22 protein-coding genes, 1 tRNA gene and 1 other annotated feature are annotated in these 22363 nt (G+C 35.4%); of the genes, 18 read left to right on the top strand and 5 right to left on the bottom strand.

All coding sequences use genetic code 11. The features are described 5' to 3' along the window. The first annotated feature begins 21 nt into the window (after positions 1-21). Positions 22-1500: a pectate lyase-like adhesive domain-containing protein gene (locus AC4BD1_RS10375; RefSeq protein ID WP_490485586.1), complete on the top strand. Its 1479-nt coding sequence runs from the start codon at positions 22-24 to the stop codon at positions 1498-1500. A 95-nt stretch (positions 1501-1595) separates the two neighbouring features. On the opposite strand, the gene AC4BD1_RS10370 is transcribed toward AC4BD1_RS10375, so the two are convergent. Continuing rightward, complete coding sequence (locus AC4BD1_RS10370; RefSeq protein WP_206911147.1) at positions 1596-1877, bottom strand: DUF1905 domain-containing protein; 282 nt, start codon at positions 1875-1877, stop codon at positions 1596-1598. A 324-nt stretch (positions 1878-2201) separates the two neighbouring features. Beyond that, a tRNA-Thr gene (locus AC4BD1_RS10365) sits at positions 2202-2274 on the bottom strand. A gap of 123 nt (positions 2275-2397) precedes the next feature. Between AC4BD1_RS10365 and AC4BD1_RS10360 the strand changes: the two genes are divergently transcribed. Further along, positions 2398-2634: a hypothetical protein gene (locus tag AC4BD1_RS10360; RefSeq protein WP_067482796.1), complete on the top strand. Its 237-nt coding sequence runs from the start codon at positions 2398-2400 to the stop codon at positions 2632-2634. Between the two features lie 121 nt (positions 2635-2755). On the opposite strand, the gene AC4BD1_RS10355 is transcribed toward AC4BD1_RS10360, so the two are convergent. Next, positions 2756-3700: a glycosyltransferase family 2 protein gene (locus AC4BD1_RS10355; protein ID WP_490485585.1), complete on the bottom strand. Its 945-nt coding sequence runs from the start codon at positions 3698-3700 to the stop codon at positions 2756-2758. Positions 3701-3989: 289 nt separating this feature from the next. Between AC4BD1_RS10355 and AC4BD1_RS10350 the strand changes: the two genes are divergently transcribed. Beyond that, entirely contained in the window at positions 3990-4466 is a 477-nt protein-coding gene (locus AC4BD1_RS10350; protein WP_490485584.1) for a methylated-DNA--[protein]-cysteine S-methyltransferase, read from the top strand. Positions 4467-4560: 94 nt separating this feature from the next. On the opposite strand, the gene AC4BD1_RS10345 is transcribed toward AC4BD1_RS10350, so the two are convergent. Both AC4BD1_RS10345 and AC4BD1_RS10340 read right to left on the bottom strand, forming a co-directional pair. Further along, positions 4561-5604: a YeiH family protein gene (locus tag AC4BD1_RS10345; protein WP_490466468.1), complete on the bottom strand. Its 1044-nt coding sequence runs from the start codon at positions 5602-5604 to the stop codon at positions 4561-4563. A 178-nt stretch (positions 5605-5782) separates the two neighbouring features. Continuing rightward, a complete protein-coding gene (locus AC4BD1_RS10340; RefSeq protein ID WP_490466467.1) occupies positions 5783-6748 on the bottom strand; it encodes a TDT family transporter in 966 nt (321 codons plus the stop codon). 305 nt (positions 6749-7053) lie between these two features. Here AC4BD1_RS10340 and AC4BD1_RS10335 point away from each other — a divergent pair, with 305 nt between their 5' ends. From AC4BD1_RS10335 to AC4BD1_RS10265, 15 genes are all read left to right on the top strand, one after another. Then, positions 7054-7875, top strand: a complete 822-nt coding sequence (locus tag AC4BD1_RS10335; protein ID WP_490466466.1) for a LysR substrate-binding domain-containing protein — start codon at positions 7054-7056, stop codon at positions 7873-7875. Between the two features lie 140 nt (positions 7876-8015). Next, the gene (locus AC4BD1_RS10330) at positions 8016-9203 is read left to right on the top strand and encodes an FtsW/RodA/SpoVE family cell cycle protein (RefSeq protein WP_206907353.1); all 1188 of its coding nucleotides are present in this window, start codon (positions 8016-8018) and stop codon (positions 9201-9203) included. Between the two features lie 4 nt (positions 9204-9207). After that, positions 9208-9564 (top strand): arsenate reductase family protein, encoded by a 357-nt coding sequence (locus AC4BD1_RS10325; protein WP_490485583.1) that lies wholly within the window; start codon positions 9208-9210, stop codon positions 9562-9564. Between the two features lies 1 nt (position 9565). Then, on the top strand, positions 9566-9904 hold the full coding sequence (locus AC4BD1_RS10320) for a glycine cleavage system H family protein (protein WP_206907350.1): 339 nt from the start codon (positions 9566-9568) through the stop codon (positions 9902-9904). A 78-nt stretch (positions 9905-9982) separates the two neighbouring features. Beyond that, positions 9983-10235, top strand: a binding site (T-box leader). Between the two features lie 71 nt (positions 10236-10306). Then, the gene (locus AC4BD1_RS10315; protein WP_206907349.1) at positions 10307-11341 is read left to right on the top strand and encodes a methionine ABC transporter ATP-binding protein; all 1035 of its coding nucleotides are present in this window, start codon (positions 10307-10309) and stop codon (positions 11339-11341) included. Next, positions 11334-12020 carry a methionine ABC transporter permease gene (locus tag AC4BD1_RS10310; protein WP_206897556.1) on the top strand — a complete coding sequence of 229 codons (687 nt, stop codon included), beginning with the start codon at positions 11334-11336 and terminating at the stop codon, positions 12018-12020. Before AC4BD1_RS10315 ends, AC4BD1_RS10310 begins: the two co-directional genes overlap by 8 nt. Before the next feature lie 25 nt (positions 12021-12045). Continuing rightward, positions 12046-12891, top strand: a complete 846-nt coding sequence (locus tag AC4BD1_RS10305; RefSeq protein WP_206907348.1) for a MetQ/NlpA family ABC transporter substrate-binding protein — start codon at positions 12046-12048, stop codon at positions 12889-12891. Between the two features lie 347 nt (positions 12892-13238). Then, entirely contained in the window at positions 13239-14012 is a 774-nt protein-coding gene (gene sufC / locus AC4BD1_RS10300) for a Fe-S cluster assembly ATPase SufC (protein WP_206897554.1), read from the top strand. 12 nt (positions 14013-14024) lie between these two features. Beyond that, complete coding sequence (gene sufD / locus AC4BD1_RS10295) at positions 14025-15314, top strand: Fe-S cluster assembly protein SufD (protein ID WP_490485582.1); 1290 nt, start codon at positions 14025-14027, stop codon at positions 15312-15314. Further along, the gene (locus tag AC4BD1_RS10290) at positions 15311-16543 is read left to right on the top strand and encodes a cysteine desulfurase (protein ID WP_490485581.1); all 1233 of its coding nucleotides are present in this window, start codon (positions 15311-15313) and stop codon (positions 16541-16543) included. The genes sufD and AC4BD1_RS10290 overlap by 4 nt, the downstream gene beginning before the upstream one ends. Next, complete coding sequence (sufU, locus tag AC4BD1_RS10285; RefSeq protein ID WP_490485580.1) at positions 16530-17000, top strand: Fe-S cluster assembly sulfur transfer protein SufU; 471 nt, start codon at positions 16530-16532, stop codon at positions 16998-17000. Before AC4BD1_RS10290 ends, sufU begins: the two co-directional genes overlap by 14 nt. 4 nt (positions 17001-17004) lie before the next feature. Next, positions 17005-18396: a Fe-S cluster assembly protein SufB gene (sufB, locus tag AC4BD1_RS10280; protein WP_206897550.1), complete on the top strand. Its 1392-nt coding sequence runs from the start codon at positions 17005-17007 to the stop codon at positions 18394-18396. 1312 nt (positions 18397-19708) lie between these two features. Then, the gene (locus tag AC4BD1_RS10275) at positions 19709-20194 is read left to right on the top strand and encodes a LytR/AlgR family response regulator transcription factor (RefSeq protein WP_490485579.1); all 486 of its coding nucleotides are present in this window, start codon (positions 19709-19711) and stop codon (positions 20192-20194) included. After that, positions 20146-20427: a LytTR family transcriptional regulator DNA-binding domain-containing protein gene (locus AC4BD1_RS10270; protein ID WP_490486030.1), complete on the top strand. Its 282-nt coding sequence runs from the start codon at positions 20146-20148 to the stop codon at positions 20425-20427. The genes AC4BD1_RS10275 and AC4BD1_RS10270 overlap by 49 nt, the downstream gene beginning before the upstream one ends. Next, positions 20427-21707, top strand: a complete 1281-nt coding sequence (locus tag AC4BD1_RS10265) for a GHKL domain-containing protein (RefSeq protein ID WP_490485578.1) — start codon at positions 20427-20429, stop codon at positions 21705-21707. The genes AC4BD1_RS10270 and AC4BD1_RS10265 overlap by 1 nt, the downstream gene beginning before the upstream one ends. The last annotated feature ends 656 nt before the right edge of the window (positions 21708-22363 follow it).

Below are 22363 nucleotides of genomic sequence, written 5' to 3'. Positions count from 1 at the left end.
AAAATTTTGGAGGAAAGAATAATGATAAAAAAAGCAATTTATTTTTCCGGGACAGTATTTGCTTGTTCAATGATGCTAAACGGAAGTATTGGTCTAGCACAAACGATTTCGAATGCAGATACACAAAATAATATCGAAGTATACAAGGGATTAGCCGAAGTTTCTACTCCTGAACAATTAAAGGCTGCTTTGATTGATAGTTCAATTACAGAAATTAGTTTACAAAATGATTTGGACCTAAAAGCAACGATTTTAGCAAATGCTAAAAATAAAACAATTTATGGCAATAATCATAAAATCAATGCAAATCTATTTCAAATAAAAGTTACTACTGAAGATTCCCAGATAGCGTTAAAAGATTTAAAAATTGAAAATACGGATAACTATGGGGTCTTTTGGAGCGATCAACCGAATGTCATATTGAGCGTGGAGAATGTCGATTTTGAAAATGGGCATCAATTTACTTATTTGCCTTACGGTGAATTACAAGTTGCAGGTAAATTTAACTGTGTTTCCAATTTAGAAGAGGCATTTCAAGGAAATAAACTAACTATTTTACCGAATGCAACGGCAAATATGAGTTCAAGAGTTGGTTATCCGAATCCCGTCACAAATGGGGTTGATATGGTTGGTACAAATCCAACTATTACAATTGGGAAAAATGCTTCGTTAAGTGTTCAAGGTACACATCATGGAATACACAATAGTTCAAATTTGGCATTGGTCAATGAAGGAGCATTAGAAGTTGATGGATTTGGCGGTCCTGCGATTAGCTTTGGCAGTGATAGTTCTGCTTATTTCGCACAAGGAAGTACCTCAAAAATAAGCGGTAGTACAGGGATTGTTGGAAGTAACACTGATATTACAGTAAAAGAGGGGGCTACCTTTGAAGCAACTGGTTCAAAAGCACAAGGAACAATTATGAGTAATGGTAAAATCGTTTTTGAAGAAGGAGCTAACTTTAAAATTGCAAATAATAATCTTCAAAGTTTAGGAACAGTGTTTGGCAGTGATGGTGGGAAAGCAACTATCCAACTTAGTTCTAAGGAAGGACTGAAAACTTGGGCACGTGGTCGAGCGCTTCTTCAAACACCGGATAACATTTATGCTGAACCAGTGGAAGCCGAATTTTCACTTACTGGAACTGGAAGTAATGCAGTACAAGAACTTATTTCTTCTTCAAATGAAGACTTTTCAGCGAATTTTATGGCGAACCAAGTAGGGAAAATTATTGGCGGTTCATTCGTTAATGACGATACACCTTGGTTTTTGTGGCCACCTACTGTTCAAAACAAAACGGCTACCAATTTACAAGGAACAGGCTTCAAAGGAGCGACTGTTATTGCGAAAGTAGACAATGTTGAAATTGGAAGAACAACTGTCGACGAAAAGGAACAATGGACCATGGACATTCCTGCGCAGTCAAGCGGTACAGTTATTGAAGTTCATCAAGAATACAAAGGTAAGGTCAGCCTAAGTATAACTGTTCATATGGAATAAAAGCAGGCGAATCACAAATCGTTTGGTAATCATTACAAATAAAAAATGGACTCTCGCTGCCAAGAGAGTCCATTTTTTATTTGAGATCGAGAGAGTTAACGAGGGCGAACGAAAACATGTACAGTATCGCCAATCTCTTTTTTGATTTTCTTTCGAATTTCTTTTTTGATGCCAAGGATATAGCAAATGCTACCGTCTTCATTTTTCACGCCCATGTTCACAATACTTCCTTGATAATCTTCACCGTCAAAAGTAGCATGAACTTTTACACGTCCTTGATTAAATTCTTTACGGACATCGTAGGGGAAAATGACATAGGCACCACCTTTACCAACTTCAGAACAATAAATTTTTGATTCAAACTGATAATTTTTCATCATGGATAAACTTCCTTTTACTGTAAAGGGTTTTTGAATATGAAATAAATGATTTTTGCTATAAAAAGGAGCCTAGAACAAGAGAATGTCCAAGACTCATACATTGTTTGGTTAGGGACTGAGTTCTTTATGTCAACTGCTTTTTATTTCTAGAAAAAATTTTTTATTACTTGAAGCTGAACGCTTGGCGTCACAACCCTATTCATGGTGTTCCCCAAGCAACTCCTCAAAATAATTTACAACTATCCAAAAATATGAAAAGCAATTTTTGTCAATTGCTCATTATTTTTTCGGAGCTGACCGCTTGGCGCCACAACCTTTTTATGCCAGCTGCAGGGATCGAACCTGTGACCTACGCGTTACGAGTGCGTTGCTCTACCTACTGAGCTAAGCTGGCAAAAGCCAAAGAAATTATAAACCCAAATTTAATTAATGTAAAGTGATATTCATAGATTTTCTCAATTTCATGATTTTTTTCATAAAATGTGCTATAATTGTAATGAAAGGCAGGTTTTATGAAATGGCAACTTTTGGAAAATTTGATACACATGTCGTCCCGTCAGAATTGGGTGAAAAATTTACAATTGACACTCACGTCACTTTTACAGTACATGGAAAGCCACAAACTGGCACGATTTCAAAGCAGCTTAAGAATTCTGCAGTGGTTGAGATTGATGAAACTGCTGAAAATGCCAACCTGATGACCCAAAGCAAAGGTGTAGTTATCATTAACTATAAACAATTACAAAAAATTTAGTTCTGAACCATCTCGTATCAGTGAGATGGTTTTTTTATGTCTTTTTGTAAAACACAAAAGAGACTAAGGGTTATTTTAGCCTTAGTCTCTTAAAAAAAATTTACCTTGATTGACGTATCTTTTAGTGAGAATCAAGTTGATGAGGTTTCATCTTTTCTGTTTCTCGAACGATATAAATAGGTCGACGTTTGGTTTCATGGAAAATTTTTCCAATATATTTGCCAATAATACCAAGACACAACAACTGGACTCCACCAATAAATAAGGTGATAGAAACCATCGAAGGCCAGCCAGATGTGGGATCACTGAACAAAAGAGCACGAACAATGATGAACAAAATTGCAATCCCAGAACCAATACAAGAAAGTGCACCAATTAATGCAGCTAAGGTTAAAGGAGCGTCAGAAAAATTGATAATACCATCAATCGAATAACTTAACAATTTCCAAAAGGACCACGAAGTTTCTCCAGCTACACGTTCACGATTTTCATAAGAAATATATTCTGTTTTAAAACCAACCCAGCTAAATAGCCCCTTAGAAAAACGGTTGTATTCCGTTAATTCTAAAACAGCATTGACCATTTGACGCGTCATCAAACGAAAATCCCGTGCACCATCCACCATTTCAGTATCGCTGATTCGATTGATCAATTGATAGAATTTTTTGGCAAAAAAGCTCCGGATCACGGGTTCGCCTTCTCGAGTAGAACGTCTTGTACCGATGCAGTCAACATCAGAGGTCAAGATTCGTTCAATCATTTCTGGCAATAATTCAGGTGGATCTTGCAAGTCAACATCCATGACGGTGACTAAATCACCTGTTGCAGCTTGCAATCCGGCATATAATGCGGCTTCTTTTCCAAAATTTCTGGAAAATGAGACGAAGCGCACGGAATCATGTGCAGCGGCTAAATCTTTGATGACGGGTAAGGTCTGATCTTTGGAGCCATCATCAATAAATAAGTATTCAAAAGTATAAGTGCCACGATATTTTTCAACCTCTTGGAAAAATAGTGGAATTGCGGCTTCTTCGTTAAAGCAGGGGACGACGATAGAGACTTTCATTGTTTGTTCCTTTCTGTTGCTCAACAACTAATAATAGGTTAGTTGATAGTTTGGATAGTAGAGCTTTTTATTATTGATATGTCTAGTGTAGCATTTCATTCAAAATTAAAAAAATTTTTTATTTAAAGAAATTGCTAAAAGTTAAGAAGAAAGCTATTACGAGTTGCAATTTTTCTTGAGATAGTAGATGATGAAACAAACTTTTGAAATAGTTTAAAGCATGCATTTTACATAGAATTCTAAGGAGGAAAGCCTACCATCAATCAGTTGAGTAGGCACAAAGAAAATAATGAAGATGAACACCATTGTTGGAAATCTTTGGTTTGACGCGGATGAAAAAGGAGTAACAAAAGTTAGTTTTACTCCGATTGAAGAGAGTGAAAATGCGAATCAGGAAATCTTACATTTAGCAAAAGAACAATTCTCAGAGTATTTTGCTGAAAAGCGAGAAGCGTTTACAGTTCCATTATCGATTCAAACAGGTACAGCCTTCCAGCAAGATGTTTGGCAAGCATTGATTGCTATTCCTTATGGGGAAAGCCGCAGTTACAAAGAAATCGCTCAAGCAATTGGGAACCCTAAATCTGTTCGAGCAATTGGACAAGCGAATCGGGTAAACCCTCTACCAATTATTGTCCCTTGTCACCGAGTGATTGGACAAAATGGTCAGCTAACGGGATACATGGGGAAAAAAGAGGAAGCATTGCAGATCAAAAAAGTTTTACTGGAACTTGAAGGCGTCAAAGTAAACCACAAAAATCATTAAAAATAACCTATAAGCAAAGAAAAGCTTGAGATCATCCACTGACAAATGAGTGGATGATCTCAAGTTTTTTATGCTGTTTACTGTGTTGTTTATCTTAAAGTTGGATCAGCCAGATAAAGAACAAGGCCATGATGGTTTGAAGGATACCAACAGCTAATCCGTAAGAAAGAAATCTTGTTCCTTCTTTCATGAATTTTGCAAAATCCAAACGTAATCCGATTGCTGCCAAAGCAGTGATTTCGAACCAATTGCTAATAAAGTGTGCAGATTGACCAATAATTGCTGGAAGTTTGAATAAGCTATTGACGATACAAAAAAGGACGAAGCCCAAGACGTACCAAGGCAAAGGTAATTTTCGTTTTGTTCCTGTTCTTTTTTGATCTGTTGCAATTTTGGGATTTTTTTTCTGCATAAATTTTTCAAATAGAAACACAACAACAACTAGCATCATGATACGTAAAATTTTAAACAGCATAGCAAATTGAACGACTGATGCATCTAATAAACTCGCACCTGCAACAACTTGTCCAACAGATTGAAGTGTACCACCTAAAAGAGCACTTTTTTCAATCAGGTTGTCACCAAACAAATGTAAACCCAGAAACGGAAGGGTTAACATCATAACAGTTCCTAAAAGATTAACCAGTGTGATGATCTGTCCTTTTTCTTCTTCATCCGCATAGATCACTGGTGCGATCGAAGCAATTGCAGATGATCCACAGACGGCGTTCCCGCCAGCCATCAAGAGTGAAGAAGTCTCACTAAACTGAAGCTTTCTTCCAATCAGGTAAGCACCAATGATTGTAACGCTCATTTGCAATAAGACAAACACCACACCTTTTGTTCCAATGTTTGCAATTGTTTGAGCAGTAACAGTTGCACCAAGTAGGAAAACAGAACATTCTAGTAATTTGCTTTCAGCAAATTTTGTTCCTATTGCAAGACTTGGTTGCTTGAAAAAAGTATTACCTAGTAAAATACCTAATAATATGGCTAAAGTTGCTGCACCAAGTTGAGGTAAGAATAAAGCAAGAATCTTGCTAACAGCGGCTACTGAGACAGCCAGTAATAATCCTGGAAGAATCTTGCGTCCTCCTAATTTTTTTATCATTTTTAAATAAAAGAGCTGAGATTTCATGCGTATGTGTTTCCTTTCATAAATAAAATAATCCTTGAATAAAAAATACCTTGATTATCGTAGCATTAATTGAAATTTCTGACAAAAACGCAAAAATACTTCTGCCTTAATCAACAATTGAAAACAAAAGTTGAGAAAGACAAAAGTTAAAAGTTAAAAAGCTAGAAATGAAAGAAAACTAGACCCATTCGTTTACAGTGAAATTTTTTTGTTTTCTATGCTCTTTTAGTAAGAAGAGCAGGTAATGGCCAAGTACATATACGACCATACTTGTTGCAATTGCACATTCTACCACTTTTAAAACATTTAAAAGACCAACAGGTAAGCCGTGTAGTTCCAAATAATGTACGGCAGAAAACAAAGCTGTTGCTGAAATGACTAATGGGAAAGTGAAAGCTGCGTAGCTTGGATAGAAATGGAGTTTCAACAAGCGTGGCAACATAGAAAGCACAATGAAATACAAAATCTGTGATACTAAGAATAATGCAAGTACCAAGTAAAGGTTTGGGTGCTCAAAATTTTTCAAATAACCAGTCAAGCATAGAGAACCTGGAGCTGCAACAATAGTGATCAATGGTAACGTCGGTTGTGCCATATTCTTTACGAAAAAGACTCTTCGAAGGATGATTGGTAGTAAGAATATATAGCAGGCAAGTGATAACCAGAAGAATATTTTTCCAACAAGCGGGAAAAAGTTTCCAGCTGTAACCGTGATTACGCCAAAACCAACATAAATAATGAACCAACTTGGGTAAATCACTTCAATGGAAAGATCAGCTTTCACTACATGGCGATAGGTGAAGTATAAGACCAGTACAACTTGAAAAATCACAGCAGCCAACCAAATCAGTTTGACGATGGGTGCAATACTTTGAAAAGAAACAAAGTATGTACACAACACTAGAAGTGCCATCGTGAATGTTGGTGAAACTGAACCGATGATTGGATCATGTAAACTTTGCTTTGTGTGATCAAACAATAGAAATAGCTTCCCTAAAATTAGTAACATCAATGCCATGCTAATGATACCTAACAAATTACCTAAAGGAACCAAATGATACTCTTTGAATAAGTTACCTAAAGAAGCTAAACCAAGAATCAATCCACAAATAGGAACAGGAACGATTTTTAAAAAATTCTTCATTTATATTCTCCTTTTATTGTATTTATCGTTTATTGATCAAAAACCAACTAGGACTTCTCAAAAAGGAATTCTACATAAAATAGAGAGTTGGATGGTACTCTTTTATAAAACTGGGTCAGAAAGAGATGCCTTAAGTTCCTTTACGTGGTGAATAGAAAGTTGTCATCAAGTGTCTCCTTTTTGAGAAGAACGTTTACTGTAAAAAATGTTGAAGTTTTTACATTTCCTATTATAGTGATTTTATTGTATATTTAAATCAAATAGTTTTTATAGTTACTATAATAAAAAGTTATAGGAGTGAGGGTATGTTTAAATTGTTAGCTACATTTCGGGTCGCGTACGAAACTCGAAACTTTTCTCGAACAGCAGAACTTTTATTTTTGTCACAACCAGCTGTTTCAAGTCAGGTCAAACAATTAGAAAGAGATCTAGGAGTGACCTTATTTCAACGAAATGGGCGCAAAGAAATGATGCCAACGAAACAAGCAGATCTTCTCTATGAGCGTACGTTAGTTTTATTAGAAGAGTGGGATGAAACAAAACAACAATTATTAGATGAACAGAATGAAGAAGAGATTTGTCGAATTGTTGCTTCACATACTTTTTCTGTTTATTTATTGCCAAAAGTGATGAAATATTTGATTCCAAAATTTCCCAAGGTGAATTTTGTGATTGCATTTGCTAATTCACATGATGCTTTGAATCAAGTAGCAAAACATGAAGCGGATTTTGGTTTTATCGAAAAACCACTCGAAACTTCTGGTGTCCAAAGAAATTCACTCATGTCAGATGAATTAGTTGTGGCGGGGAATCCAGAGAGTGATCTCTGGCTAGTCAGAGAATCAACTTCAGGAGTGTTTCATTATACGCAACGGTATTTTGAAGAAAAGAATATTCATGGGAGAAAAATGTTAGTAAAAAGCAATGAAGTGATTGCTGCATTATTGAAAGAAGGTATCGGTCGCTCGATTCTTTCAAAACGTGCGGTACCAGAAAATGTGCCTTCAACGTCATTAGATTATCAACGTAAGTTTTATCTGATTCAGCGAACAAATTTAGTTTCGGAGCGCTTATTAGACATTGCAAAAGCAATTTTGATCTATAATGAACAGTATAAAAATAGTTAGACAAAGATATTGTGGTTAGTAATTTTTCAGGGCAAAAGGGAAAGTTAATTTTTTCCCAAATCTCATTCGCTGAGACTTTCAATTATAGAATCAGACCGCTATAATAAATAGCAGTATGGTTTTTAGAAAAGGGATGAAACATGGAAAAGAAAAAAAGAGCGTCAAATGATAATCGGATTGACTATGGTGTCATTTTACCAGTGTTCCTTTTATGTTTAATTGGATTACTTTCTTTATACGTAGCACTTAGTCATGATCCGAATAATCCATCTGTTCTTCGGGGAGTAGTGATGCAGACCGTGTGGTACATGGTTGGAGCTGTAGCAATTATTGTTATTATGCACCTGAATTCCAAGTGGATTTGGAAGTTAACACCCTATTTATACGGTCTGGGGTTAGTTGTTATGGGGTTGTTACTCAAATTTTATGATAAACAGCTCGCGTTAGTAACTGGATCAAAAAACTGGTTTAGTTTTGGTTCTTTCACTTTTCAACCAGCGGAATTGATGAAAATTGCGTATATTTTGATGATGGCGTTGATTGTGACCAAGCACAATAGTCAGTTGAAAGAACGAACGACTCAAAATGATTTATGGCTGATTGCTAAAATGTTGCTTGTAACATTACCTGTTTTAGCTTTAGTCATGGCACAAGATGATTTTGGAACGATGTTAGTTTTCTTGGCTATTTTCGGTGGGATTTTCTTGATGTCGGGGATTTCTTGGAAAATTGTTATACCTGTCGTAGTGGTTGCTTTAGTTGTTGGTGCAGGACTGATCTACTTAGTAACAACAGAAGGCGGAAGGGATTTATTATACAAAGTTGGTTTTAAATCTTATCAATTTGCTCGAATCGATTCTTGGTTAGATCCTTTCCATGATACGTCGGGGATGAGTTACCAACCAGCCCAAGGATTACTAGCCATTGGTTCTGGTGGTTTACTAGGTAAAGGATTCAATACTAGCGATGTATATGTGCCTGTTCGTGAGTCAGATATGATCTTCACGGTGATTGGTGAAAACTTTGGCTTCATTGGCGGTGCGTTCGTGATCTTTTTATATTTTATTTTGATTTATCGAATGATTCGCGTTTGTTTTGATACAAATAATGAATTTTATGCGTATATCGCTAGTGGCTTAATCATGATGTTGTTGTTCCATGTTTTTGAAAACATTGGCGCAAATATTGGTTTATTACCGCTAACGGGGATTCCCCTACCATTTATTAGTCAAGGTGGTTCGTCTATTCTAGGAAATATGATTGGGATTGGTCTGATTCTGTCTATGCGTTTCCAAAATGAGGTGCCTGACAAAACATCTAGGAGGTAAAAGGTTGTACACATTTTATTGGTATCCAAAATGTTCGACTTGCAAAAAAGCAAAAGCGTGGTTAGATGAACATCAAATCGTTTATCAAGCAGTAGATATGATTCAAGAAACACCCACAGCTCAAACGATTGAAACGTGGTTCACAAATACTGATTTACCGATGCGTCGTTTATTCAATACGAGCGGGATGAAATATCGTGAACTAGGTTTGAAATCAAAAATCGATGGTTTTTCGATTCAAGAAGCAAGCAAGTTACTTGCAACTGATGGAATGTTGATCAAACGTCCACTCTTAGTGAAAGAAGATCAAGTAGTAACAGTTGGTTATAATGAAAAAACTTATGAAGGAGCATTAGTTTAACATGGCAGGCAAACATTTGAAGAAAACTGAAAATCTTTGGATTTTATTTAACGGAAAAGAATACTGCATTGGGTTAACGAATGAGGCACAAGAAGAATTGGGACAAGTGACCTTTATCAATTTACCAAAAGTTGGTAAGACGTATCAAAAAGGGGAACCATTGCTTGAAGTTGAAGCAGAAAAAGCGGTTAGTGAAATTGCCAGCCCAATTACAGGAACGATTTCTTCTGTAAATGAAAAAATTGATGCTGACATCAATATTTTAAATGATGAAGATGAGATGAATGCTTGGATCTTAAGTTTTAAAGAGGTTGATTCTCAAGACTTTGATCGTTTGTAATCGCAGTTCATTTCATTGTGTTCATTTTAAAAATTGTTGACACTGGAATTTCTACTTGCTATAATCAAAAGCAATTACATGAAAGCTTTGAAAAGAAGAGTACATTTCACAGACGTTTGAAGAGAGCCTTGTTTGCTGAAAATGGGTAACGAACATGGGATGGAAGATGGTCTTAGAGCAGAGTGAGTGAGCGCAAGCGAACTTACTACGGGAGTGCCCGTTATAGCACGGCAGTATACGATTGATCATTCAAGTACTGTAAAGAGGTTATTGCTGCAAAGCATTAACGAATCAAGGTGGTAACACGGAAGTTTATGCTTTCGTCCTTTTGCTTAATAGAGCAAATGGGCGGAAGCTTTTTTGTTTATCCAAGAAAATTTTGAGAAGAAAGATGGGAAAAATATGGCACTAATCCAATTGACCAATGTCGAAAAGACTTTTGGTGGGAAAAACGGAGCAATTCATGCTGTCAACGATGTGTCTTTAAGTATCGAAAAGGGAGATATTTATGGAATCGTTGGGTACTCGGGCGCCGGGAAAAGTACATTAGTCCGCTTGTTGAATGGACTTGAGCTACCTAGCAGTGGCGAGGTAATTGTAAATAATCAAGATATCACAAAATTAAAAAATAAAGAGTTACGTACTTTTCGTAAAAAAATCGGGATGATTTTCCAACATTTCAATCTTTTATGGTCACGTACAGTATTAGAAAATATCCAGTTACCGCTCGAACTTGCAGGTATACCAAAAACCCAACGTCGACAACGAGCGGAAGAATTATTGGGACTTGTTGGGTTGGAAGGTAGAGGAGATGCGTATCCTGCACAACTATCTGGTGGTCAAAAGCAAAGGGTTGGTATCGCGCGTGCATTGGCGAATGACCCAGAAATTTTATTATGTGATGAAGCTACTAGTGCACTCGATCCACAAACAACGGAAGAAGTGTTAGACTTATTATTGGCAATCAACAAAAAATTAAACTTAACAATTGTTTTGATTACACATGAAATGAATGTTATCCGTAAGATTTGTAATAAGGTTGCTGTAATGGAACTTGGAAAAGTAGTTGAAGAAGGCGAAGTTCTCAATGTTTTCCGTCATCCAAAACAAGAAGTAACCAAACGTTTTGTTCAACAAGATATTGAACCAGAAGCTGACTCTACTGAGTTATTAGCTGAATTGATCAAGGAAAATCCCAATGGTCGCCTAGTTACGCTAACGTTTGACGAAAATAATGCGAATGAACCAGTGATATCTCAGGCAGTTCGTCGTTACAACGTGGATATCAATGTTGTTTATGGCAAAATCAAACAAGCAAAAGAAGGTTCGTTTGGTTCCCTAACGATTTTGATGACAGGTGTAGAAAAAGAATTAGATCAAGCAGAAGTATTCTTTACCGAACAAGGCGTAGAAGTAGAGGTGATTCACCATGGATAAAAGCTTTTCAGAAACATATTTAGATTTTAGCCAAATCAATGCAGATACAATGAAACAAGCAATTGTTGATACTTTATACATGACATTGATTTCGATGGTTTTAGTTACAGTTATCGGATTGGTTTTAGGTTTAGTCCTTTATTCGATTGGTAGAAAAAAGAAACCTTACGCACGTATCGTATATGGTATCGTTTCGATTATTAGTAATATTTTCCGTTCCACACCATTTATGATCTTGATGGTATTGATTATTCCATTTACAAAAGCAATCGTTGGTACAATGCTTGGCGCACAGGCAGCGATTCCAGCACTGGTCTTATCTGCAGCACCATTTTATGCACGATTAGTTGAAATTGCTTTTCGTGAAGTAAGTCCGGGCGTTCTTGAAGCCGCAGATGCAATGGGCGCAAGTTATTGGGAAGTCATTTGGAAAGTGTTGATTCCTGAAAGTGTACCTGCGTTGATTTCAGGATTAACGGTAACGACGATCTCAATGATTGGTTTCACCGCAATGGCAGGAGCGATTGGTGCTGGTGGACTAGGTGGTTTGGCTTGGCAAGAGGGCTACCAACGTGGTAATTTGACAGTGACATTTGTTGCAACATTGATTATTTTAGCTATTGTATTCGTTGTTCAGGGAATTGGAGATTTCTTAACGAAGAAAACAGATAGAAGATAAGAATAAATAGTAGGGGGATATTAGGATGAAAAAGAAAATTTTTGGATTAGCAGCAGCACTTTTATTAACAGTAGGTTTGGCAGCTTGTGGGAACAGCGGAAAGGACAGTGCAAAAGATAGCTCAGATGAAACAACATTAAAAGTTGGTGCATCACCAACACCACATGCAGAAATTCTTGAGCACGTACAACCATTATTGAAAGAAGAAGGCATCAACCTTGAAATCGTTAAGTTCGATGACTATGTGTTACCGAACCAAGCGCTTGAAGAAGGCGACATTGATGCAAACTATTTCCAACATATTCCTTATTTAAACAAAGAAATCAAAGAAAAAGGATATGACTTTGCGAATGCAGGTGCGATCCACATTGAACCAATGGGCTTGTACTCTCAATCAATCAAGGATATCTCTGAATTAAAAGATGGTGCAACAATCATTACTTCAAACTCAGAATCTGACTGGGGACGAATCATCACAATCTTACAAGATGCTGATTTAGTGAAAGTCAAAGATGGTGTGGATCTTGAAACAGCGACATTTGATGACATTGCAGAAAATCCTAAAAATTTAAAATTCAATCATACAATTGATCCTTCTTTACTTGCGTCGACTTACCAAAACAGTGAAGGTGACTTAGTGGCCATCAATGCGAACTTTGCTTATGGTGCAGGTTTGAATCCATTAGAAGATGCAGTACTATTAGAAAAAGACAATTCGCCTTACGTAAATATCATTGCGACACGTTCAAAAGATAAAGATAGCAAAAAGATTAAAGCTCTGATCGAAGTATTACATCGTGAGGATGTTCAAAAATGGATCACTGAAAAATGGGGTGGTTCTGTGAAGCCAGTTTCAGCGGATGCAAAATAAAAAATCGTGAAAAAAGGTTGTGGCGCAAAACGTTTAGCTCCGAAAATAAGGAATTTTTTCAAAAATAGCTACTCATATTTTTGGGAAACTTGAGATTATTTTGAAGAAAACCAGAATAAAGTCTACGACAAACTTCACTACACACAACTACAGGTATTTCATAAAAGAGTCAGCAAACAAAAACTTGTTCGCTGACTCTTTCTTTTTATACAAATTACAATGTAAAAATAAAGCTTTTTTTAGAATAAGTGAAAGTTATTCTAATTTCAGCTTGTTAGATCATTGCGCTTCATTCTCAATTAGTCTAAAATGGGTGAGAACGAAAGAGAATTTGGAGGGAAACTGGCATGTCTGTCTTAGAAGTAAAAAATTTACATGTATCTATCGAGGATAAAGAAATCCTTAAAGGCGTTAATTTAGTAATGAAAACGGGCGAAATCCACGCAATCATGGGACCAAATGGAACAGGTAAATCAACTTTATCTGCTGCCATCATGGGGAACCCTAATTATGAAGTAACCGAAGGCGAAGTCTTATTCGATGGGAAAAATATTTTAGACTTAGAAGTGGATGAACGTGCACGACTAGGGTTATTTTTAGCAATGCAATATCCAAGTGAGATTCCAGGAATCACTAATGCAGAATTTATGCGTGCAGCTATCAATGCAAAACGTGATGAAGATGACAAGATGTCTGTTATGACTTTCTTGAAAAAATTAGATGCAAAAATGGATTTATTAAATATGCCTGAAGAAATGGCTGAACGTTATCTGAATGAAGGTTTTTCTGGTGGTGAAAAGAAACGTAATGAAATTTTACAATTGCTGATGCTTGAACCAACATTTGCTATTTTAGATGAAATCGACTCAGGCTTAGACATTGATGCGTTGAAAGTAGTAGCAAAAGGTGTGAATGAAATGCGCGGTGAAAACTTTGGAGCATTAATCATCACGCACTATCAACGTTTGTTGAACTATATTACTCCTGACGTGGTTCATATCATGATGGAAGGTCGCGTTGTAATGACTGGAAATGCTGATCTAGCAAAACGTTTGGAAGCAGAAGGCTATGCTGGAATTAGTAAAGAATTAGGAATCGACTACAAAGAAGAAGAAGCGTAAGGAGGAGCAGGAATGAAAGAGAAAAACTGGCTCGGCTATCTTGACGCGGTCAACGACTTTTCTTTGAGTAAAGGAGAGCCTGCTTGGATGACAGAGCTTCGTCAACAAGCATTAGCAAAAGCAAATGAGTTGACTTTACCAAAAATTGAACGAGTAAAATTTGCTCGTTGGCCATTATTTGAGATCAAACAAATGGCAGATGTTGTGACAGATACAGGGAATGTTGCTGCGTTTGATGCAATGAAAGACAATCCAATACTGGTACAACAAGGAACTTGGACTGTTTTTGAACAATTATCGACAGAATTAGCAGAAAAAGGTGTGATTTTCACTGACATTTTTACTGCAATGCAAGAGTATCCTGAACTAGTACAAGAATACTATATGACAAAAGCTGTCAATATGGATGAAGATCAGTTAACTGCCTTACATGCAGCATTTATGAATAGCGGTTTATTTCTTTATGTACCAAAAAATGTTGTGATTGAAGAACCAATTGAATCCTTATTTATTCAAGATGGTGCAATTGATCAACATTTCTTTAAACATATCTTGATTGTTGCGGATGAACATAGTGAATTTTCTTACCTTGAACGTTTCCAAACAACTGGCGAACAACTAGCAAAAGTTTCTGGAAACATCGTGGTAGAAGTTATTGCGAAAGCTGGATCAAAAGTGAAGTTTTCCGCAGTTGATCAGTTAGGTGAAAATGTGACAGCTTATATGAATCGCCGTGGGCATATTTTACGCGATGCTTCTGTAGATTGGGCAATTGGTGTGATGAATGATGGCAATATTGTTGCTGACTTTGATTCTGATTTAGTTGGCGAAGGTGGTCATTCTGAAGTGAAGATCGTGACTATTAGTGGCGGCAAACAGACGCAAGGAATTGATACACGTGTGACGAATAAAGCACCACATACGATTGGTCATATTTTACAACATGGCGTGATTCGTGAGCGAGGTGTGTTAACATTCAACGGAATCGGACACATATTAAAAGGCGCAAAAGGGGCAGATGCACAGCAAGAAAGTCGTGTCTTGATGCTTTCAGATAAAGCACGAGGCGATGCCAATCCAATTCTTTTGATTGACGAAAACGAAGTAACTGCTGGCCATGCGGCGAGTGTTGGTCGTGTCGATCCAGAAGAAATGTATTATTTGATGAGCCGTGGATTACACAAGGAAGAAGCTGAACGCTTAGTTATTCGTGGGTTCCTTGGTTCGGTATTAACGGCTATCCCCGTTGAAGAAGTGCAAAAAGAATTGATTGAAGTTATTGAAGGGAAGTTGAATGCATGATTCATGCAGAAAAATTACGCGCTGATTTTCCTATCTTATTTCAAGAAGTGAATGATGAAGCTCTGGTGTATTTGGATAATGCTGCAACGACTCAAAAACCAAAGCAAGTGTTAGATGCACTAACCAGATATTATGAAAAAGATAATGCAAATGTGCATCGTGGCGTGCATACTTTAGCTGAACGTGCGACCCATGAATACGAAGATGCTCGAGAAAAAGTTCGTCGGTTTATCCATGCAAATGAAACAGCAGAGGTTCTATTCACGCGTGGGACGACGACAAGTTTGAATTGGGTTGCACGAAGTTTTGGAGAGTTCATTCATGAAGGAGACGAAATCGTTCTTTCTTATATGGAACATCACTCCAATATTATTCCATGGCAACAGTTAGCTAAACGAAAAGGCGCAACCTTAAAGTATATCGAGTTAACACCGGAAGGATTACTGGATATGGCTGATGCCAAAGAAAAAATTACAGCAAAAACAAAAATTCTTGCAATCGCCCATGTTTCCAATGTTTTAGGCGTCAAAAATCCAGTGAAAGAATTAGCAGAATTGGTTCACGAAAAAGGTGGCATAATTGTGATTGACGGGGCGCAAGCTGCACCACATATGCCAATCAACGTTCAAGAACTTGATTGTGATTTTTATGCTTTTAGTGGTCATAAAATGTGTGGCCCAACTGGAATTGGTGTTTTATATGGCAAAAGAACTTGGCTCGAACAAATGGAACCCGTTGAGTTCGGTGGCGAAATGATTGACTTCGTTGAACTTTACGATAGCACATGGAAAGAATTGCCTTGGAAATTTGAAGCCGGAACACCAAACATTGCTGGCGCCATTGCACTGGGACATGCGATTGATTATTTGGAAACGATTGGATTAGCAGAAATCCATCGTTATGAAGAAGAAATTGTAGCCTATGTGTTGCCTAAACTTCAAGCAATTGAAGGATTGACGATTTATGGCCCACAAGAGCCAGAAATACGTACCGGAGTGATTGCGTTTAATTTAGAAAACTTACATCCACATGATGTGGCAACAGCTCTTGACATGGAAGGTGTAGCAGTTCGAGCAGGACATCATTGCGCGCAACCATTATTGAATTATTTACAGGTACCTGCAACAGCTCGAGCAAGTTTTTATTTCTACAATACTAAGCAAGACGCCGATCGATTAGTTGAAGCAATTCTCGCAACAAAGGAGTTTTTCCAACATGGGACTATCTAAATTAGACAATCTTTATCGTCAAGTGATTCTAGATCATTCTTCCCATCCACACCACCGTGGAAGTTTGACCGAATCAACGAATAAAATTGAACTAAACAATCCAACTTGTGGTGATGTAATCGAATTACAAGTAGATGTTAAACATGGTGTGATTGAAAATATCGCATTTGATGGGAGTGGCTGCTCAATCAGTACAGCCAGTGCTTCAATGATGACGGATGCCGTAATTGGTAAAACCGTTGCTGAAGCACAACACTTAACAGTTGAATTTTTACAACTTGTTCAAGGAAACGAAGTCACTGATGAAGAAAAATTAGGTGATGCAGCCATGTTAAGTGGTGTTGCGAAGTTTCCAGCCAGAATCAAGTGTGCCACACTTGCTTGGAAAGCGTTAAGTCAAGCAGTGACCAAAAATGGCACGGCGACAGCCCACCATTACCATAAAGAAGAGGAGTGAGAATATGGGCGTACCAGAATTAGAAGAATATAAATTTGGGTTTCACGATGATGTGCAACCTGTTTTCAGTACCGGAGAAGGGCTGACCGAAGAAGTCATTCGTGAAATGTCACGAATAAAAGAAGAACCAGAGTGGATGCTCGATTTTCGTTTGAAGTCATTAGAAACATTTAACAAAATGCCAATGCAAACTTGGGGCCCCGACTTGTCTGATATTGACTTTGAAGCCATCAAATATTATCAAAAACCAAGTGATAAACCTGCGCGTGACTGGGAAGATGTGCCAGAAAAAATCAAAGAAACTTTTGAAAAAATCGGAATTCCTGAAGCCGAACGTGCTTATTTAGCGGGAGCGTCAGCTCAATACGAATCAGAAGTGGTTTACCACAACATGAAAGAGGAATTTGAAAAATTAGGGATTATTTTTACTGACACAGACTCTGCGTTGAAAGAATATCCAGAATTATTCAAGGAATATTTTGCTAAATTAGTGCCACCAACTGACAACAAATTGGCTGCACTGAACTCTGCCGTTTGGTCAGGAGGTACGTTCATCTATGTACCAAAAGGTGTTCGAGTAGATGTTCCTTTACAGACCTACTTCCGAATCAATGCAGAAAATACCGGACAATTTGAACGAACATTAATTATTGTTGATGAAGGTGCTAGTGTTCACTATGTGGAAGGCTGTACAGCACCAACTTATTCAAGTAATAGTTTACATGCGGCGATTGTTGAAATTTATACCAGAAAAGATGCTTATTGTCGCTATACAACAATCCAAAACTGGTCTGACAATGTCTATAACTTAGTAACGAAACGGGCAAAAGCTTACGAAGGCGCAACAGTTGAATGGATTGACGGAAACCTTGGTGCGAAAACAACGATGAAATACCCAAGTGTTTACTTAGACGGAAAAGGTGCTCGAGGCACAATGCTATCAATCGCTTTTGCTGGTGCAAACCAAATCCAAGATACCGGTGCTAAAATGATTCACAATGCACCAAACACTTCAAGCTCTATCGTCTCAAAATCAATTTCAAAGGACGGTGGCGAAGTCAATTATCGTGGACAAGTAACCTTTGCTAAAGACAGTGCAGGTTCTATTTCCCACATTGAATGTGACACGATTATCATGGATGAACTATCAAAATCAGATACGATTCCATTCAATGAGATTCATAATAGCCAAGTTTCTTTGGAACACGAAGCGAAAGTCTCAAAAATTTCTGAAGAGCAGCTCTACTATTTGATGAGCCGTGGCTTGACTGAATCAGAAGCGACAGAAATGATCGTGATGGGCTTTGTTGAGCCATTCACCAAAGAACTTCCAATGGAATACGCAGTTGAACTCAACCGTTTGATCAGTTATGAGATGGAAGGGTCAGTAGGGTAATCATCAAACAGAGACTATAATTATTGATAAAACAGTACTTATAGTCTTTTTAGGTTCTATAATATTTAGTGTTGGTGGAAAATCTTCGATTTTCTTCCAACACTTTTTTGTATGCGAAGTATAGAAAAAGGGATATCCAAATTGATAGAATGAAGTTGATTAAAACACACTCACCAAGAAAGGGATATCTCTATGGACTATTCTACAAGAATTTTGACAGGTTTAACAGATGAAAAACTATTTTTGATACAAACTGGCTAGAAGAGCGTCAGAAAAATGATCTTCCTATTTTGTTCTACCTTATACACCTTTGACCTGTACAAAATGTGAAGTTAAGAATGAGGGGCAAATCATCAAAAACGGGACGCACCAGACAAAAAAAATTACTCCCCTTCAAGGGAAAGAAGACTTTATTAAAATTGAAACGGTCACCTTTTTATGTAAAGACTGCGAAGCGACCTTCAACGCTCAAACAGCATTTGTTAGAGAAAAATGCCCTATTTCAACCGAATTACAACTCAAGATCACCCTAGATCTGAAAAAGAATATTAGCCAGAAGGATATTGCTCAAGAATATTTTGTCTCTGACACGACAGTTATGCATATTATGTGGGACTGCGTATAAAGCTTCAGGACCAATTTTAACTGTTTATCGTCAGTTCTTTGCATTTGACGAGTTTCGCTCAATGAAATCTTGTAGTAACGCAATGAGCTTTATCTGCATGGGCGGTCATATTAAGCGACTCATCAGTATCTTGGAAACCTATTTGAAGGCTCATTTTTTACGCTATCCGCGCCATGTACGGTATAAGGTCAAGTATCTAGTGATGGACATGAACTCACCAACACTATTTGACGAAGAGTCCTTTTTTATTATACATAAATTACTAACCATGTTAGGAACATAAAAATGATAAAGAAATACACTATACATTTCCAAGTTAATGGGGTTTAATACTTAATTAGAGAGCCTAATAAAGTAGTAATTTTTGCAATAATCTGCAAACCTTAGCAAAAATGGGTTATTTTTTCAGTAGAATACGGTATAAAAAAATAAACTGTTTACTTTTTTAGTTCAAAATACTAGTGACACTTATACGCTTCATTCATAGTTCGGAATTTTTTCATGTTGGATATTAATATTTAGAAGTTTTCATAACGAAATTAAGTTTGTTATTTGTTACGAGGAAACTGTAGGTTGTTACATGTGGAATGATACACAAGGAGATAATATTATAATAGTTTAGTCTTAATCTTACAAAGTTAGTATCAGATTCGAGAAATTAAATATAAAGAAGAGAGAGGTAAAAAAATGATTAAAATTGCTGTCTGTGATGATTCAAATGAATTTACTACGCAAATTGAAGACCTGATCAATCGGTATAGTTATAATGCTTTTCAGATTGATATTTATAATACATCGCAATCACTGATTAATACTATAAGAAATAATAAAAATGAATACTCAATTTATTTCCTAGATATTGAGATTGATGAAAAAAATGGTATTGAAATAGCGCAAATAATTCGCAAATATGATGTGGGTGCTTTTATTGTTTTTGTCACTAACTTTGAGGAGTATATGAGTGATGTTTTTAAAGTGCAAACATTTGACTATATCATGAAACCAATAACAGATACAAGATTTTTTGATTTAATGGACAAGATGTCTTTTATTGGAAATTTTAAGAATAGAAAATTTATTTATTCGGTAAATAATATAAAACATTTTATCTCTTTTGGAGAGATATTATATTTCGAAAAAAAAAACGCCAAACAGTTTTATATAATAAGCTAGGACGTGAAGTAACATTTTACATGAACACAGACAAAGTACTAAGACAATTAAACAAGTCATTTGTCCAAATTCATACTTCATATATTATAAATATTAATACTGTAAAAAAGATTAGCAAGACAAAAATTGTTCTTTTGAATAATTTTAATCTCGAAATTGAGTTACCATTGAGTAGAAAGTATCGAGAACTAGCTTACCACGAAATATTAGATGCATTTGAGAGGGTGCTCTAATGAACATTGTTTATATAATAGTTTCAGTATTGGTTGAAACTATTTTAAGCTGGTATCTTTTCAGAACAGATATCCAAATTACGGGTCTTAAAATATTTAAACTAATAAATGTCATGATTTGTATTATTTTTGTAGACTACTTATTAAGAAATACAAATTCTATTAACTTTTTAAATTTGGGGACATTCTTTGTAATAAATATATATATATCTAAGATTTTCATAGCAGAAAATCGTAAGGTATACTTTATTTTAGGTAGGTATTTTCTATATTCAATGATTTCAGAAGCAATTAGTTTTTATATACTTGACTCACTTTCTTTTGTAAATAAAAGAGATATTACATTTTTATTAGTGGCATTTTTTTTGACAAGTACTTTTAAAATAATCTTTATAGTGTATTCATCGATTAGAAGTACAACACAAAAAGAAAATAATATACCAATTAAAGTATTTAGATGGTTATTGACAATTCCATTTTTATCTTCATCAATACTTGCTAGCATTTTATATCTAGATTATTATTATGTGGATTTCTCTAAGAAATGGATTTTCTTCATCCTACTTACAATTTTTATTATGAATGTTACTGTTTTTATTATTATTAATAACATTTCAGATTATTATAAAAAATATATTATCTCATTGAAAACTGTAAATTCAATAGAGAAAAAAATTCAGCGTTACAATAACATTGAAGAATCTTTTGAAAATATTCGATTAATTAAGCATGACTTAAAGAATAGTTTAACAACTACTTTAGCATTACTTGAGAATAATCAGACAGATAAAGCTAAAATTTTCTTGAATAACCTGATAAATCAGACTGATAAATCAGAAGTTAAATTCTATACATGGAACAAAATTTTAAATTACATATTGAATGAAAAAGTTGGAAATGCTGAAAAAAATCATATAACTGTTAGTCATAGTATTCTAATACCTGAAAAAATTGATTTAGGTAATGATGTAATAAGTGTAATCATAGGTAATTTACTAGATAATTCCATTAATGCTTGTTTTGAAATGGATGATGGATTAAAGAAAGAAATACAAATAAATATCAAAGTAATCAAAAATAATTTAGTATTGAAAATAAGAAATACCTATGATCCATCAATAAGTATTCCCCAAAAAACTAAATCTACTCAATTAGGTTTGATAAGTGTTAAAAAATTAATTGAAGAAAAACAAGGAATTTATAGAGTAGAAAAAAACGATGTTTACTATACTACATCAATTATTTTATTTGATGTAGTTAATAAAGAAGAGGAAATATGAAAAAAATTTTTTGAATTTACTAAAAAGCGTAGCTGTAGAAGTTATTATTTTCGATATTAATACGACATGTATGTTTACTTTTTGAGAAAAAATTCTACTCCAGCTGGTAGATACAAAAAGAATGTTTAGATAAATTAGCAAAAAACTACCTGAAAAAAATAGTATACGAATCATTAATTAGTAAGGAAAATCTTTACTTATTGAATATGTAATTAAACAAACTATAAGATATATCAACTTGTTTATTTCTGATTTAATAATTTCATTATTTTTTCACTTGGTTGATATCTTTCTATATTTTTGGTTTTAATTGATTAGTACGAGGTGTTATATTAGTGGTAAGTATTTATATAATAATTTATTTTGTGTGATGTTTTCATATGTGTACTACCTACATTGTTTCCCTTATTCTCAAAGGTATTAACACATAAAAACTAATCTCTTAGTAATAGAGAGAAAAATGTATATAATAAAAAAAAGCAATAGACTTGAGGTTATTTAATTACTAATCCCTTTAATTTTGTTTAAAAATCAATTTTTTAAGACACTATCAATATTATTTTCATATTATTTTTTACCAAATAATCAAAATTCAAACATTAATTGCCTTAATACATATAAATCAAATCTTTTTACGAGAAAAATTTATTCTATAC

This window comes from Enterococcus sp. DJ147D b, assembly GCF_058216655.1.
This window is presented reverse-complemented; position numbering and strand designations above follow the sequence as displayed.

Bases quoted from the DNA above. Each gene is read 5' to 3' on its own strand.
- sufU (WP_490485580.1), top strand. From the start codon at position 16,530: ATGGGACTATCTAAATTAGACAATCTTTATCGTCAAGTGATTCTAGAT.
- AC4BD1_RS10345 (WP_490466468.1), bottom strand. From the start codon at position 5,604: ATGAAATCTCAGCTCTTTTATTTAAAAATGATAAAAAAATTAGGAGGA.
- AC4BD1_RS10360 (WP_067482796.1), top strand. From the start codon at position 2,398: ATGGCAACTTTTGGAAAATTTGATACACATGTCGTCCCGTCAGAATTG.
- AC4BD1_RS10355 (WP_490485585.1), bottom strand. From the start codon at position 3,700: ATGAAAGTCTCTATCGTCGTCCCCTGCTTTAACGAAGAAGCCGCAATT.
- AC4BD1_RS10340 (WP_490466467.1), bottom strand. From the start codon at position 6,748: ATGAAGAATTTTTTAAAAATCGTTCCTGTTCCTATTTGTGGATTGATT.
- sufB (WP_206897550.1), top strand. From the start codon at position 17,005: ATGGGCGTACCAGAATTAGAAGAATATAAATTTGGGTTTCACGATGAT.
- AC4BD1_RS10275 (WP_490485579.1), top strand. From the start codon at position 19,709: ATGATTAAAATTGCTGTCTGTGATGATTCAAATGAATTTACTACGCAA.
- AC4BD1_RS10305 (WP_206907348.1), top strand. From the start codon at position 12,046: ATGAAAAAGAAAATTTTTGGATTAGCAGCAGCACTTTTATTAACAGTA.
- AC4BD1_RS10320 (WP_206907350.1), top strand. From the start codon at position 9,566: ATGGCAGGCAAACATTTGAAGAAAACTGAAAATCTTTGGATTTTATTT.
- AC4BD1_RS10310 (WP_206897556.1), top strand. From the start codon at position 11,334: ATGGATAAAAGCTTTTCAGAAACATATTTAGATTTTAGCCAAATCAAT.
- AC4BD1_RS10265 (WP_490485578.1), top strand. From the start codon at position 20,427: ATGAACATTGTTTATATAATAGTTTCAGTATTGGTTGAAACTATTTTA.
- AC4BD1_RS10350 (WP_490485584.1), top strand. From the start codon at position 3,990: ATGAAGATGAACACCATTGTTGGAAATCTTTGGTTTGACGCGGATGAA.
- sufC (WP_206897554.1), top strand. From the start codon at position 13,239: ATGTCTGTCTTAGAAGTAAAAAATTTACATGTATCTATCGAGGATAAA.
- AC4BD1_RS10335 (WP_490466466.1), top strand. From the start codon at position 7,054: ATGTTTAAATTGTTAGCTACATTTCGGGTCGCGTACGAAACTCGAAAC.
- sufD (WP_490485582.1), top strand. From the start codon at position 14,025: ATGAAAGAGAAAAACTGGCTCGGCTATCTTGACGCGGTCAACGACTTT.
- AC4BD1_RS10375 (WP_490485586.1), top strand. From the start codon at position 22: ATGATAAAAAAAGCAATTTATTTTTCCGGGACAGTATTTGCTTGTTCA.
- AC4BD1_RS10290 (WP_490485581.1), top strand. From the start codon at position 15,311: ATGATTCATGCAGAAAAATTACGCGCTGATTTTCCTATCTTATTTCAA.
- AC4BD1_RS10330 (WP_206907353.1), top strand. From the start codon at position 8,016: ATGGAAAAGAAAAAAAGAGCGTCAAATGATAATCGGATTGACTATGGT.
- AC4BD1_RS10370 (WP_206911147.1), bottom strand. From the start codon at position 1,877: ATGAAAAATTATCAGTTTGAATCAAAAATTTATTGTTCTGAAGTTGGT.
- AC4BD1_RS10315 (WP_206907349.1), top strand. From the start codon at position 10,307: ATGGCACTAATCCAATTGACCAATGTCGAAAAGACTTTTGGTGGGAAA.